The following is a 14,205-nucleotide window of genomic DNA, read 5'->3' as shown; positions in this document are numbered from 1 at the left end:
CCCCACAATTTATGAAACAATAAGCGTTCCAACTCCCTGTTCGGTAAACAGCTCTAGTAAAACAGAATGAGGAGTTTTACCATTTAAAATGACAACACCTTCCACGCCATTTTGAAGGGCTTTTATACAAGTCTCTACTTTTGGAATCATGCCTCCTGAAATTGTCCCATTTTTAATAAATTTCTCAGCTTCAGCAACTGTCAATTCTTTTAAAAGTTTACCCTGTTTATCCAAAACACCAGGAACATCAGTGAGAAATAAAAGGCGTTTAGCCTCTAATGCACCAGCAATAGCTCCAGCAAAAATATCAGCATTGATATTATAAGTTTTACCATCGCGTCCTGGAGCTACAGGAGCAAGAACTGGTATCATTTCAGAAGATGCTAAAAGATCTAGCAATGTGCGGTCAACTTCAACAGGCTCACCAACAAACCCCAAATCTAAAACACGTTCAATATGCGAATCAGGATCAATGACAGTTTTATAAGCCTTTTCGGCAAAAACCATATTGCCATCCTTGCCGCATAATCCTATTGCCCATTCACCCTCAGCATTGATGAGAGCAACAATTTCTTTATTTATGGAACCCGCTAAAACCATTTCAACCACTTCAACGATCCGCTCATCGGTTACCCGTAGTCCGTTTTCAAATCGTGATTCAATCCCCATTTTCATTAAAATTTCAGCAATTTGAGGACCACCACCATGAACAACAACAGGATTAATCCCCGATTGCTTTAATAGAGCAATATCACGCGCAAATGCTCGCCCCAAAGCAGGATCACCCATAGCATGGCCGCCATATTTTACCACGACCGTTTCATTTTCATATTTTTGCATATAAGGTAAAGCAGACGATAAAAATGCTGCTTGTTTTTCCAAAACATCTACATCACCGTTTTTAGCATCATCCATCAATAGAGCCTCCTCATCACTTTTTACCATCTCTTAATGAAATTTAGGAAAAGTGAAAACAATAAAACCAAACTTTACTCTATCCACCCCCTCCCCTGAAAACCGTCAATTTTCCTCTAAATTACGAAAAAGGAATAGCAAAATGAAATACAAAAAACTTCCTTTAAAAATTGACAGCGAAAAATTAAACAAAATAGACGTAAAAAAATGTCATTATTTTATGATCTTATATATAAAATTGAAAAGCAAAATTTTGAAGCTAAGCCGTACATTCAACTCATTAGTTTATCCCTACGGATACTTAACAATGAATGGGAATATATACAACCATTGATTTTATAAGATAAAAATAAAGTTTCTTATAATAATAAAATTAACATATTCCCAAGATTAAGAAATCACTCAACCGCTTTATAGCTTATCTCAATAAACTATAACTTTGGTTTTAAAAATTTGACTTTTTCTCAATCATAAAACATGAGGAAATGTCAACTGAACGCTCCTTATGGAGAATCATAATAAGTTGATTTATAATAATAATTTATCTTTTTATATCGTAAAATCGAAAAAAGGCTTTGCAACATTATCCATATATTGTGATAGCTCTTCAAAAGCATCTTCGTAAAAGCATTTAATTGTTTAGATTACTCTCTTCGTAAGATTTGATAAAATTTCTCATTTTCATGATCTGTCATTAAGTTTTTCTTTTTGCATAGCAATACATGCTTGAATTATTCAATGTTTTTTAGAATTGTTAATTCTTTTAATGTATTATTTTAATTATGTTATTTTATGAAAAAAGATTCATTTCGTATACTTCTCTTTCCATATCACTAACAATTTCAATAATATGTCGTGCTGTTTTCTAAGCATATTGTGCTATTTTTTTATTGTATTTGTTTTTTCTTTTTAAAGGTAACTTCCTCTATCTTCCCACCAACTTTTTATTATGCCAATAAATTCAATTAAGTGAATTCCATCGAATCTGTTTCCCCACAAGAGAGATACATCGAATACCTCAAAAAGTGTTTTGTTATGTCTTCTTTAGCATTCAACACACATTATCTCATTCCACAATTTCTTTGGAACAAAATAAACTTGATTATAGCGTTTTTATTATCTGGAAGAACTATTTATGACATCAGAAATACAAAACTAAATCCGCATCTAAAAAGACATGATTACTGCTAAAAGCTAAGATGAGGCATGTAAAAGCTATTCCGAACAAAATAACCCTTATTTTAAAGGAAGCAGTGATTAAAACTATGAAAAATGCCAAAAATAAAATCGGTTATAAGAAGTTGATACTTTATTTGAAAAAGATGGATTGCCTAACAGCTTATTTAGCGTTTCTTGGCAAGCCGCTACCTATTTTATAGTTTTATTATAGAGCCTTTAAAAAGAAATTTTGAGTGAAAAATAAACACCAAAAATACTGAATGCATAAAGGCAGTTATCATGACACTGGCAATATTTATTATCAATCACTCAATTGCGTTCTTATATGGATAAGCCCTTTTTAAAATGTCATAGACACTCAAAAATAAGACTTATCCATAAAACTCATGAAATATAAAAACTATCAGCAGCAGGAGTTTATCCTAAATTAGCTGTCTCTCTCTTTTCTTTTCAAGAAAAAATGCTTTTCAAAGATAATGAGACAATAGAAAGCTTAATGAAAATAACTTTCCCACAGTTCTCTCTAATTATTCTGAGAACATTCACATAATTTTAACCAGAAATATTTTCAAAAAATTCTTTCATACGTGAAAAAAAACCATGTGATTGCGGTGAATTTTCATGATTTGAGAGTTTCTCAAATTTTTGCAACAATTCACGTTGTTCTTGCGTTAATTTCTGCGGTGTCTCAATCGTGATATGGATGTAAAGATCACCCCTTGCTTGCTGACGGCGCAACATGGGCATACCTTTGCCTCTAAGGCGGAATTGACGTCCATTTTGTGTCCCTTCTGGAATCTTAACGCGTGCTTTAACACCATCAAGGTCGGAAACTTCAAACTCTCCTCCTAAAGCAGCTGTTACCATTGAAATAGGAACGCGACAGTGAAGATCTGCTCCTTCTCGCTGAAAAAACTCATGCGGTTTAATGGAAAGGAAAATATAAAGATCACCATTGGGGCCACCACGAATACCAGCATCACCCTCACCAGAAAGGCGAATACGCGTTCCATCTTCAATACCAGCTGGAACATTTACGCTTAATGAACGTTTTTTCTCTATACGCCGTGTCCCCTGACATTTGGGGCATGGATCCGTAATAGTTTCACCACGTCCATGACATGTAGGACATGTCCGCTCAATAGAAAAGAACCCCTGTGCAGCACGCACACGGCCAGATCCATGACATGTTCCACAAACTTGCGGCTTAGAGCCTTTTCTCGCTCCTGATCCTTCACAAACATCACACGTAACGGAACTGGGAATATTAATTTCTGCAGTTTTTCCTGAAAATGCTTCTTCTAAAGTCACTTCCATATTATAACTCAAATCTGCGCCACGTTCGCGACTATCACCACGCTTACGGTGTGTCCCTCCCATAATCTCACCAAAAAAGTCTTCGAAAATATCCGCAAATCCACCACCAGCAGCAAAACCACCAAAGGGATTTGCTCCCCCTTGACCACCGCTATTTTCAAAGGCCGCATGGCCAAATCGATCATAAGCAGCACGCTTCTGGGGATCTTTAAGAACTTCATAGGCTTCGCCAATTTCTTTGAATTTTCGCTCTGCCTCTTTATCCCCCGCGTTGCGATCAGGATGATATTGCATTGCCAACTTACGAAAAGCAGATTTCAACTTTTTATCATCACATTCGCGAGTCACGCCAAGAATTTCATAATAGTCAACCTTCATCATGTATTCCTGATAATTTTTCTGTCATCCATCTTTATGGATAATATTGCTTTTAATTTATATTTTTAGCAACAAAGTTGCAACTTATCTCAAATAATAAAGCCCAGCCTTATATTTCAAAGGCCGGGTTTATCAATTAATCAACACATATGCTGACACTATTTCTTCTTATCATTAACTTCTTCAAAATCAGCATCAACAACATCATCATTCTTTGCCTCTGTTTCAGTGTCAGCGCTCGCTGCTTGTGAGGCTTCGTACATAGCCTGTCCAAGCTTCATACTGACTTCTGCTAATTTTTGCATCTTTGTTGTTACTTCTTCCGTATCACTGCCTTCAAGCGCAGATTTCAAATCAGATATTGCTGTTTCAATCTGTCCCTTTTCTTCAGCTGATACTTTATCGCCATATTCATTGAGCGACTTTTCAGTTGAATGAATAAGAGCCTCCGCTTGATTTCTAGCTTCAACACCTTCACGGCGTTTTTTATCCTCAGCCGCGTGCTCTTCTGCATCCTTTACCATTTTTTCAATATCAGCATCACTTAAACCACCTGATGCCTGAATACGAATTTGATGCTCTTTACCTGTTCCCTTATCTTTGGCTGAAACATTAACAATACCATTCGCATCGATATCAAAAGTAACTTCAATTTGAGGTATACCACGTGGGGCTGGAGGAATACCAACAAGATCAAATTGAGCCAATAACTTATTATCACTTGCCATTTCCCGTTCACCTTGAAAAACACGAATCGTCACAGCACTCTGGTTATCATCAGCTGTCGAAAAAACTTGCGATTTTTTCGTCGGGATAGTGGTATTGCGCTCAATAAGGCGTGTGAAAACCCCACCCAAGGTTTCAATACCCAAAGATAAAGGTGTTACATCTAGCAACAATACATCTTTGACATCGCCTTGCAATACACCTCCTTGGATGGCAGCACCCATTGCGACCACTTCATCAGGATTAACGCCTTTGTGGGGATCCTTGCCAAAAAAGCTCTGCACAACTTGCTGAATCTTGGGCATACGTGTCATACCACCCACTAAAACAACTTCGTCAATTTCACCAGCCTTTAATCCAGCATCTTTCAACGCAGCTTTACAAGGCTCGATGGTACGCTGCACTAAATCATCAACCAGAGATTCAAATTTTGCCCGAGTCAATTTCATTGTTAAGTGCTTGGGACCGGATTGATCTGCCGTGATAAATGGTAAATTGATTTCTGTTTGCTGTGACGAAGAAAGCTCAATTTTTGCTTTTTCTGCCGCTTCTTTTAAGCGCTGTAAAGCGAGTTTATCATTTTTCAGATCAATTCCTTGCTCTTTTTTGAATTCATCTGCAAAATAACCGACCAAGCGCATATCAAAGTCTTCACCCCCTAAAAACGTATCCCCATTGGTTGATTTAACTTCAAAAACGCCATCTCCAATTTCAAGGACTGAAATATCAAATGTACCACCACCAAGGTCGTAAACAGCTATTGTCTTTCCGTCTTTTTTGTCCAAACCATAAGCTAAAGCAGCAGCAGTTGGCTCATTAATAATCCGTAAAACTTCAAGTCCAGCAATTTTACCTGCATCTTTCGTGGCTTGACGTTGCGCATCATTAAAATAAGCAGGAACCGTAATAACGGCTTGTTCAACTTTTTCACCAAGATAAGATTCTGCTGTTTCCTTCATCTTTTGCAAAATCATAGCTGAAATTTGTGACGGAGAATATTTCTTTCCCGCCTCTTCAACCCATGCATCACCATTGTCACCTTTAACAATTTTATAAGGAACAAGCGCTTTATCTTTTTCAACCATAGGGTCATCAAAACGGCGCCCTATCAAACGTTTAACTGCAAAAACTGTCCCTTCAGGATTTGTCACCGCCTGCCGTTTAGCAGGCTGCCCAACAAGCCGCTCCCCCCCATCAGTAAAGGCAACAACGGAAGGTGTTGTTCGCGCTCCTTCTGAGTTTTCAATAACTTTTGCGTTTTTGCCATCCATAACAGCCACACAAGAGTTCGTTGTCCCCAAATCAATACCAATTACTTTTGCCATATTATAATCTCCATTCAGCAAGCTACCTCAACCTTCATAAAGCATCTTTTTAAGATAGCTCCTCATAACACCTAAAGCCCGTATATTGCTTCAAGCAATATAAATAATAATAAACTGCAAGTCGCAACAAGCCTTGCTGCCTCGTATATAAGAACAGGCTTTTATTGCTACAAGAGAATAATGAGAGAAACATCTCCAAAATAAAAAATTTATTTTAAAATAGGCACTCTAATGACCCATAAATACCATATTTATGAGAGACTTGAGAGCATAATATATTTTTCTTGCAATTCTCAAAAAATATATCTTTCTATAAAAATTAAAAAATAAAAGAATGATTGCACTCTCGCTCTTGATCTTCTCATCATTGATAAAATCATACTCACGTAAAAGCTTTTTAAAAGGCGAATAATTTATATCACAAATATTATAAATTTTCCTTGGACTAAAATAGTCATCATATCTAATGCTCATATCAGTAAAGGTATTATCTATCGATCTCCTTTTAAAAATTCTCCTTCTAACGGTCTCATTGTTTGCGGCTATTTGAAATCTGTGCTTTAAATTCATCTAAAGCGTTTTTTCTTAACTGTATAATTTTGAACTTTGAAAATATATAAAAATACCTCTGTATAAACGCTTTAAAATGCCAAGAGCTGTCATAATATTAAAATTGGTAAAGTAGTTGATGATTGTTCTGTATTATATCTTCATTAAGTAAAATAGTAGTGCATCATAGATTTTATACCATTTGCAAATACTATTTATGAGATGAACACGGAAGCGTTAAGAGGTGTGTTGTCATTGTAAATCTTACTGTCTTCTTTTAAATTTCAAGAATTCTATGATTTTTATATTCAAATCAATTTCATTTTAGCATTTCTTTCTTTTATTTTAAATAAAAGCTCTGCTAAAATAAAAATATTCAAAGTGTGAATCTTATGAAGGAGGGTAAATCAATGATGACATCTATTATTAAAAAAATAACAAATCTCATCTTTAAGAATATAATACATACACAATATCCATACAAAAAGGTTATCATAAATATCGTGTGTGCTCTTCTCTTTGCTGGTATAACCTTGCCAGCAGGTGCTCAGCAATATAAACTTGGCGACATAGAAATTCTCAATCCTTGGACACGCGAAACACCTAGAGGTATAAGAGTTGGTAGCGGTTATCTCTACATTATTAATCACAGTAATACCCCAGACCGTTTGGTTTCTATTTCCACAAACGGAGTAAAAACAACAGAGATACACTCTATGGCTGTCGTTAATGATATTATGAAAATGGAAAAAATGCACAATGGCATTGAAATTCCGGGAAATGGCGAAATCACGCTTAAGCCTGGCGGTGATCATATTATGTTCATGGGGCTTTCACAACCATTTAAGTTAGGTGATAAAATTAGCGCAAAATTAACATTTGAGAAAGCAGGAACCATTGATGTTGATTTCTCTGTAAACGCTATGAAAGTACCATCACCTTCTAAATCCTCTCCTGTTCACTAAGCTCCTTTTATTATAAATACACACTTTATAAAATGAAGAAGCGTGAAATTTTTTACGCTTCTTTATTTTTTGTTTAATGCCATCAGTAAAAAATTATCCCCTTTGATGAATTAACTATGGTCAATTTCAGGAATACGTAAAACTTGTCCAGGATAAATTTTATCGGGAGATTTTAGCATTGGCTTATTGGCTTCAAAAATAAATGTGTTTTTATTACCTTGCCCTTTTCCATAAACCTCTTCAGCAATTTTCCAAAGATTATCACCAGATTTAACCTCATAAAAGCGAGAAGTTTTTCTAGGCGTTGTATCTATAACCTTTAATTGATTAACATCTACAGAAGAGATACCTTGTGAATTGCCAACAACCAGCAGTGCTTTTTCAAGTGTTTCCCTATCTGGAACTTCACCGCTTAAAATAGCTTTCCCGTCTTCAACTTGAATATTGACTTTTTCTGTACCGAGTTGAAAATGATCAAATGCTCTCTTAAAATCCTTTTCTTTTGGTTCATGGTCCCCAATACCTAACTTTTCCCCTACGGTTTTAATAAAATTAAAAAATCCCATTACGACCTCCTTTCGTGTAGCAGAAACAAATTTTTGTGCATATATTGCCACATTCTTTTCTTTGCTCTTAAAACACATAGGCAGATTTTCTAAACTTCAACAATCAAAACTACATCTGTTCAATTATGAGACAAATACAATAATAAACTTTGTAATAAACCTTGATAAAAAAAGCCTTTATGAAAATTTTCTCTCAAATGAAGGGATCTTAATAGACGTAGAAACATTATAAATTATGAAAGCAAAACAAGATTTTACAGTAATGACAAAAGGTTTTTTACTTTGCTACAATTTGTATCATATTTGTTTTGCAAAAAAAATATGAACTCCCATATAAATAAGTGTGGGTAATTTGCTACCACAGCAATAGAAAGGTCTAAGAAACCATGAAAGATACACCAACAATCACGCAAACGATTGTACTTGTTGATGATGATCGCAATATTTTGACATCTTTATCTTTTGCGCTTGAGACAGAAGGATATCGGGTTGAAAGCTATACAGATGGAGCATCTGCACTCAAGGGTCTCACACTTCACCCTCCACACTTAGCTATTTTTGATATTAAAATGCCCCGAATGGATGGGATGGAACTTTTGCGTCGTTTGCGTCAAAAATCTGATCTTCCAGTTATTTTTCTTACCTCTAAAGATGATGAAATTGATGAATTATTTGGTCTCAAAATGGGAGCTGATGATTTTATTACTAAACCTTTCTCCCAACGTCTTCTTATTGAACGCGTGAAAGCTATTTTACGCCGTTCTAATGCACGTAACCAACCGCTTTCTACAGGAACTTCTTCCACCTCTTCTCTCAAACGCGGAGATCTTGTGATGGATCAAGAACGCCACACCTGTACATGGAAAGATAAACCTGTTATTTTAACCGTTACGGAATTTTTGATTCTGCAAACCTTAGCACAAAGACCAGGAGTTGTAAAAAGTCGTGATGCTTTAATGGATGCTGCTTATAGTGATCAAGTCTACGTAGATGATCGCACCATTGATAGTCACATTAAACGTCTGCGTAAAAAGTTTAAACAAGTGGATGATGATTTTGCAATGATTGAAACACTTTATGGTGTAGGTTATCGTTTCCACGAGGTATAAAACTACTTTGTCGCAAAAATTTGAATGGCAATCAAATCGATGACAGACAATTCTCAACTGGAAACTTTACAAAAAACAACCGTTAATGGTACATCCTCAACGCCATTTCTTATGTTCGCTCGTTTGCATCTTCGAACACAACGTCTCTTTAGACAATTGCTTTTTTCCAGCCTCACACGTCGCATTGTTATATTAAACATTGCTGCTCTTGCCGTTTTAGTTACAGGCATTTTATACCTTAACCAATTTCGCGATGGTTTAATTGAAGCAAAAATCAAAAGTTTATGTACCCAAGGAAAAATTATTGCTGGGGCTATTGCTGCTTCTGCAACAGTAGATACAAATTCTATCCTCATTGACCCTCAAAAACTCTTAGAGTTACAGACTGGTGAAAGCGTTACACCCGCTCCTCAATCAACCGATTCTTGGGATTTTCCTATTAACCCTGAGCAAGTTGCCCCTCTTTTACGGCGTCTTATTACACCTAAAACGACAAGAGCACGTATCTATGATCGTGATGCTACTCTCCTTCTTGATTCGCGCGTTCTTTATTCTAGTGGAGAAGTTTTTAGTTATGATTTACCCCCACTTAAAACAGAACAAAACATGTGGGATCGCCTTACTTCATGGTATTCAAGCGCATTTTATGGCAAAGGTATTGCTCTTGACAGAGAACAAACAAAAACCAGTGGTATTGCTTATCCAGAAGTGTACCGCGCATTAAACGGATCTCTTGCTACGGCTAAAAGACGCAACAGACAAGGGCAATTAATTGTTTCTGTTGCCGTTCCTGTTCAACGCTATCGCGCAGTGGTTGGAGCTCTTCTTCTTTCAACCACTGGTTCCGATATTGATAACATTGTAAAAGGCGAAAGACTGGTTATCTTTAAAGTTTTTGCCGTTGTAGGTAGCGTACTTTTGGTTCTTTCTCTCTTTTTGGCCCATACGATTGCCCATCCATTAAGTAAATTATCTGCCTCGGCTAATCGAGTGCGTAATGGTAATAATCAGCGTGTAGAAATTCCTGATTTTTCAATGCGTGAAGATGAAATTGGTCACCTTTCAACTTCTATTCGTGATATGACCAATGCCCTTTATATGCGTATTGAAGCCATTGAACGCTTTGCTGCTGATGTAAGCCACGAATTAAAAAATCCTCTCACCTCTCTACGCAGTGCTGTTGAAACGCTCCCTCTGGCTAAAAATGAAGAAGCACAAGAAAAATTGCTGGAAATTATTCAACATGATGTGCGCCGCCTTGATCGGTTGATTACAGATATTTCTGATGCATCGCGACTCGATGCAGAGCTTGCACGAGAAACCGCAGAGATTGTTGATATGACACCGCTTTTGGAAAGTCTTGTTCATGCTGTTCAGGAAGTGTATCGTAATACGCAAACTATTGATATAAGCCTTAATATTGTCCCACGTCCTCATGGAAAAGCTTATCTTGTATTGGGACATGAACTTCGTTTAGGACAAGTGATTTCAAATCTTCTTGAAAATGCGCGTTCTTTTATTCCTCGGAATCGTGGCAAAATTTGCATTACTATGAAAAGTCATGCTTCAACCCTTATTTTAACCATTGAAGATAATGGCCCAGGTATTCGTTCAGAAAATATTGAACGCATTTTTGAACGTTTTTATACAGATCGACCAAATGAAGATGCTTTTGGACAAAACTCTGGACTTGGCCTTTCTATTAGTCGGCAAATCATCGAGGCTCATAATGGGACAATTACAGCCGAAAATATTATCGATCCTACACTTGGGAAGTGTAAAACTGGTGCACGTTTTACTATTATGCTTCCGCTTGCTAAATAAATCTTTTATCCAAAGTAAAAGGCATGAAAACAAAATGTGAAATACTCCACGCAAATTGCCTTCAACTGGGCGGCAAGGGGCTGTTAATTATAGGTCCATCGGGATCAGGAAAATCAACCATCACCCTTTCTTTGCTTGACCGCGCTGAGTGGTCAAAACGTGAAGCGAAGCTTATCAGTGATGATTATACAATGTTGCGTGCGGAAAATGGAAAGCTTCACGGATACACTCCCGATAATTTAGAGGGCGGCATCGAGATTCGTGGCGTTGGTCTTTATATGATAGAATTCAAAAAGCACACAACTATCGATTGTGTTATTTTTCTCGGTCCGGAATATGAACGTTTTTCCACAAATAAAACTTTTCAATTTGAAAATTTGCACATTCCTCTTTTAAAACTTCCCTCTCTTCGTGAAGCCGATTGTACAGCCATTTGTCAAGCTATTGAAGCATTTTTGTTTAGAAAAATATGGCAAAAATCTGTCTAATTTTTTTCTAAAGATAAAAAAATCACAATTTTTGCCTTTTTTTTGCAAATTTTTCTTGGCAGCAAGATAAAGCCTTGTACAATGTCTTTCCCACCAACTATGGTTGGGTCTTATTAGTTAACAGGAGTTTGCGTAAATGATTGGACTCGTGCTTGTAACGCACGGTGAGCTGGCTGTCGAATTTTTACATGCCGTGGAACATGTTGTTGGAGTACAAGAAAAGTTCGCAACAATATGCGTTTATCCCGATGACGATATAGATCAGCGCCGAGGTGATATTATAGCCGCAGTAACCGATACAGATACGGATCATGGCGTCATCATATTAACAGATGTGTTCGGTGGAACACCATCAAATATAGCTATTCCTGCTATTGAAAAAGGACGCGTTGAAATGATTGCGGGTGTTAATTTGCCCATGCTTATTAAACTAATTTCTATTCGCAAATGTCCTGATATTTCATTATCAGACGCGTTAAGAATAGCACAAGAAGCAGGGCGTAAATATATTAATGTACCAAGTATGATTTTATAGCGGATAATAAAATACCAATGTTTTCCAAAGATACCCTCCCATGTATAAGTCGTCATTTCAATATCTGTAATAAACGTGGGTTGCATGCACGTGCTTCTGCAAAATTTGTACAAACTGTTGACAATTTTAATGTTACTGTTGAAGTTGAAAAGGACGGGAAAATTGTTGGCGGATCATCAATTATGGGACTTATGATGCTAGCGGCTTCATCCGGTTGCAACCTCACCATTCGTGTTTCAGGACCAGAAGCAACAGATGCTCTTAATGCTCTTGAAAAGCTCATCAATAACAACTTTGGAGAGGAAAACTAGTGCTTTTTCATCATAAACAAAGATGATAATTCTTAGAAAATAGGAACTTTCGATCATTATTTTGAATTTTAATTTCTCTTCCCGCTTTTATACCAATATTCATATCCATTATAGATTGGCATAATGATCATAAATGTAAAAGCTTATAGTAATTTTGTTATGCTCGATTTTTTTCTTCCTTTCCTAACATTATTTGACCAATTTGAATAGTTTTGCGTATTATGGCTATTCCCCGACTTAATCATATAATTAAATTTTTACAGAAAAGAGAACTCTTCACCTTGTATTAAAGTATGCTTTATTTTAGGCTAAAGATAAATGTCAAAATAATTTCGCACATCAAAAATCTATCAACTTTTCTTATTTTCTGCTAACTTTGTAGCCTTTATAATACACAAGTAATCTTCCATTGCACATCATTGTGATACAGATCCTGAAAACGCAATTCTTATCAATATCATAACCATTTTCTTAAAACGAATAAGCTTTGTACGACCATAATTATAGTAAGCATTTTTTAGACATTCTTTTTCTATACTATTGCCTTGTTTTCTGTGGTACGTGCCCCGCCCTTATTATCTATATTGCGCTTGGGATAGCATCTTTCATTATAAGGAGATAATATCATGGGTCGTCTATTTAGTGCTCTTCAGATTCCTCAACAAACAACAAAAGCCCTCGTATCATTGCAAAATGGCTTACCAAAAGCGCAATGGATCAACCCGCAAAATTTTCATGTCACCTTATCTTTTTTTGGCGAAGTTGAAAGCTCCTTAGCAGATGAAATTATGCATACCTTTAACACTATAGAACTTCCTTCTTTTACGCTACAGATAAAAGGTTTTGAAGTTTTTGGTTCAGAAAATGCTCCTCATTCTCTTGTGGTTCGCATTGAACCTTGTGAAAAGCTTACTCTTTTACATGAAAAGATGCAATATATTCGGAATAAATTAGAGTTAAAGCCTGATGAAAGACTGTTTATTCCGCATATCACTCTTGCACGAATATTTGATATTAATCTTAAAGATCTTTCTTCTTATCTATCTTTTCAAGATGATTTTTTTGTCCCTCCTTTTGAAGTTGATCATTTTGTTTTATTGTTATCGGCCTCTCCCTTAAATAAGGCTCCCTATATTGTAAAAGGAAGTTGGGCGCTTCAAAGATAAAAGGGTGTTTATAACACCCTTTAAAAACCCTTTAAGAAAAGACTTCATATATGTGTAATTGCAGGGAATACTGCATTTTATGTTGGAGATTTATTATTGATGTGTTTTAAGCCGAATCAGCTTCAACAGAAGCTTCTTTTGCTCCTCCTTTAGCTACACCCACTATAGCTGGACGTAGTACCCTTTCCCCGATAATATAACCTGCCTGAACCACTTGTTGAACAGTATTATCTGGAACATCAGCATTGGGAATTTCAAACATCGCTTGATGAAAGTGAGGATCAAATTTTTGCCCCTCTGGATGAATTTTTTGCACCCCATGACGTTCTAATGCTGCCATCATGGCACGTTCAGTCATTTCAACGCCTTCTGCCAATGATTTCAAACCAGCATCACTCTCCCGTGCACCTTCTGGAATAGCTTCCAAAGCACGATTGAGATTGTCAGAAACCGATAACATATCCCGTGCAAAATTAGCAATGGAATAAGCTCTTGCATCCGCCACATCTCGCATAGTACGGCGTCGAAGATTTTCCATATCTGCAACAAGACGTAAAAGCTGATCTTTCAGTTCTTTATTTTCATCCTGCAAAGACGCTAAAAGATCACTAACCTCATTGCTTTCTGTTTCAACGACTTCGTGTTCCTCTGTTTTATGTGTTTTTAAAAATTCATCGGCTGCCTGTTTAAGTGTATTACGATCAGCTGGATTTTTTAAATCACAATTTTCAAATGAAGCGTCAGTAAATTTGTTTTTTTCATCAGACATAAAAATTTTATTCCTTCATAAGATTCGTTATTCTCGATATCGAAATTCTACAGACAAAAATCAAGGGGTAGCGATGTATATAA

At 36.4% G+C, this 14,205-nt stretch carries 12 protein-coding genes; 7 read left to right on the top strand and 5 right to left on the bottom strand.

The features are described 5' to 3' along the window. Positions 1-9: 9 nt before the first annotated feature. From argB to dnaK, 3 genes are all read right to left on the bottom strand, one after another. A complete protein-coding gene (gene argB / locus ACFIL3_RS01710) occupies positions 10-915 on the bottom strand; it encodes an acetylglutamate kinase (RefSeq protein WP_375612884.1) in 906 nt (301 codons plus the stop codon). 1,731 nt (positions 916-2,646) lie between these two features. After that, positions 2,647-3,789: a molecular chaperone DnaJ gene (dnaJ, locus tag ACFIL3_RS01705; protein WP_375611466.1), complete on the bottom strand. Its 1,143-nt coding sequence runs from the start codon at positions 3,787-3,789 to the stop codon at positions 2,647-2,649. A gap of 158 nt (positions 3,790-3,947) precedes the next feature. Further along, on the bottom strand, positions 3,948-5,840 hold the full coding sequence (gene dnaK / locus ACFIL3_RS01700; RefSeq protein ID WP_273790233.1) for a molecular chaperone DnaK: 1,893 nt from the start codon (positions 5,838-5,840) through the stop codon (positions 3,948-3,950). A 959-nt stretch (positions 5,841-6,799) separates the two neighbouring features. Here dnaK and ACFIL3_RS01695 point away from each other — a divergent pair. Beyond that, the gene (locus ACFIL3_RS01695; RefSeq protein WP_375611390.1) at positions 6,800-7,354 is read left to right on the top strand and encodes a copper chaperone PCu(A)C; all 555 of its coding nucleotides are present in this window, start codon (positions 6,800-6,802) and stop codon (positions 7,352-7,354) included. Between the two features lie 110 nt (positions 7,355-7,464). On the opposite strand, the gene lysM is transcribed toward ACFIL3_RS01695, so the two are convergent. Then, a complete protein-coding gene (gene lysM, locus ACFIL3_RS01690; protein ID WP_375611389.1) occupies positions 7,465-7,920 on the bottom strand; it encodes a peptidoglycan-binding protein LysM in 456 nt (151 codons plus the stop codon). Positions 7,921-8,306: 386 nt separating this feature from the next. Here lysM and ACFIL3_RS01685 point away from each other — a divergent pair, with 386 nt between their 5' ends. The 6 genes from ACFIL3_RS01685 (at position 8,307) to thpR (ending at position 13,353) form a co-directional block, all read left to right on the top strand. After that, a complete protein-coding gene (locus ACFIL3_RS01685; protein WP_005774392.1) occupies positions 8,307-9,029 on the top strand; it encodes a response regulator transcription factor in 723 nt (240 codons plus the stop codon). Between the two features lie 39 nt (positions 9,030-9,068). Further along, the gene (locus ACFIL3_RS01680) at positions 9,069-10,853 is read left to right on the top strand and encodes a stimulus-sensing domain-containing protein (RefSeq protein WP_375611388.1); all 1,785 of its coding nucleotides are present in this window, start codon (positions 9,069-9,071) and stop codon (positions 10,851-10,853) included. A 23-nt stretch (positions 10,854-10,876) separates the two neighbouring features. Then, on the top strand, positions 10,877-11,341 hold the full coding sequence (locus ACFIL3_RS01675; protein WP_375612806.1) for an HPr kinase/phosphatase C-terminal domain-containing protein: 465 nt from the start codon (positions 10,877-10,879) through the stop codon (positions 11,339-11,341). A gap of 136 nt (positions 11,342-11,477) precedes the next feature. Next, positions 11,478-11,876, top strand: a complete 399-nt coding sequence (locus tag ACFIL3_RS01670; protein ID WP_375611386.1) for a PTS sugar transporter subunit IIA — start codon at positions 11,478-11,480, stop codon at positions 11,874-11,876. A 17-nt stretch (positions 11,877-11,893) separates the two neighbouring features. Next, positions 11,894-12,187: an HPr family phosphocarrier protein gene (locus ACFIL3_RS01665; RefSeq protein ID WP_012754483.1), complete on the top strand. Its 294-nt coding sequence runs from the start codon at positions 11,894-11,896 to the stop codon at positions 12,185-12,187. 626 nt (positions 12,188-12,813) lie between these two features. Beyond that, positions 12,814-13,353, top strand: a complete 540-nt coding sequence (gene thpR, locus ACFIL3_RS01660; protein WP_375611385.1) for an RNA 2',3'-cyclic phosphodiesterase — start codon at positions 12,814-12,816, stop codon at positions 13,351-13,353. Positions 13,354-13,459: 106 nt separating this feature from the next. Here thpR and grpE read toward each other — a convergent pair whose 3' ends face one another. Further along, entirely contained in the window at positions 13,460-14,122 is a 663-nt protein-coding gene (grpE, locus tag ACFIL3_RS01655) for a nucleotide exchange factor GrpE (RefSeq protein WP_375611384.1), read from the bottom strand. Positions 14,123-14,205 lie beyond the last annotated feature (83 nt).

The organism is Bartonella sp. CE47NXGY, assembly GCF_042195415.1.
Lineage (GTDB): Bacteria > Pseudomonadota > Alphaproteobacteria > Rhizobiales > Rhizobiaceae > Bartonella.
Note: the sequence above shows the minus strand (reverse complement) of the source record. Positions and strands in the feature narration are given on the sequence as shown.

Excerpts from the sequence above, each read along its gene's own strand:
- argB (WP_375612884.1), bottom strand. The coding sequence starts at position 915 with ATGGATGATGCTAAAAACGGTGATGTAGATGTTTTGGAAAAACAAGCA.
- dnaJ (WP_375611466.1), bottom strand. The coding sequence starts at position 3,789 with ATGAAGGTTGACTATTATGAAATTCTTGGCGTGACTCGCGAATGTGAT.
- dnaK (WP_273790233.1), bottom strand. The coding sequence starts at position 5,840 with ATGGCAAAAGTAATTGGTATTGATTTGGGGACAACGAACTCTTGTGTG.
- ACFIL3_RS01695 (WP_375611390.1), top strand. The coding sequence starts at position 6,800 with ATGATGACATCTATTATTAAAAAAATAACAAATCTCATCTTTAAGAAT.
- lysM (WP_375611389.1), bottom strand. The coding sequence starts at position 7,920 with ATGGGATTTTTTAATTTTATTAAAACCGTAGGGGAAAAGTTAGGTATT.
- ACFIL3_RS01685 (WP_005774392.1), top strand. The coding sequence starts at position 8,307 with ATGAAAGATACACCAACAATCACGCAAACGATTGTACTTGTTGATGAT.
- ACFIL3_RS01680 (WP_375611388.1), top strand. The coding sequence starts at position 9,069 with ATGACAGACAATTCTCAACTGGAAACTTTACAAAAAACAACCGTTAAT.
- ACFIL3_RS01675 (WP_375612806.1), top strand. The coding sequence starts at position 10,877 with ATGAAAACAAAATGTGAAATACTCCACGCAAATTGCCTTCAACTGGGC.
- ACFIL3_RS01670 (WP_375611386.1), top strand. The coding sequence starts at position 11,478 with ATGATTGGACTCGTGCTTGTAACGCACGGTGAGCTGGCTGTCGAATTT.
- ACFIL3_RS01665 (WP_012754483.1), top strand. The coding sequence starts at position 11,894 with ATGTTTTCCAAAGATACCCTCCCATGTATAAGTCGTCATTTCAATATC.
- thpR (WP_375611385.1), top strand. The coding sequence starts at position 12,814 with ATGGGTCGTCTATTTAGTGCTCTTCAGATTCCTCAACAAACAACAAAA.
- grpE (WP_375611384.1), bottom strand. The coding sequence starts at position 14,122 with ATGTCTGATGAAAAAAACAAATTTACTGACGCTTCATTTGAAAATTGT.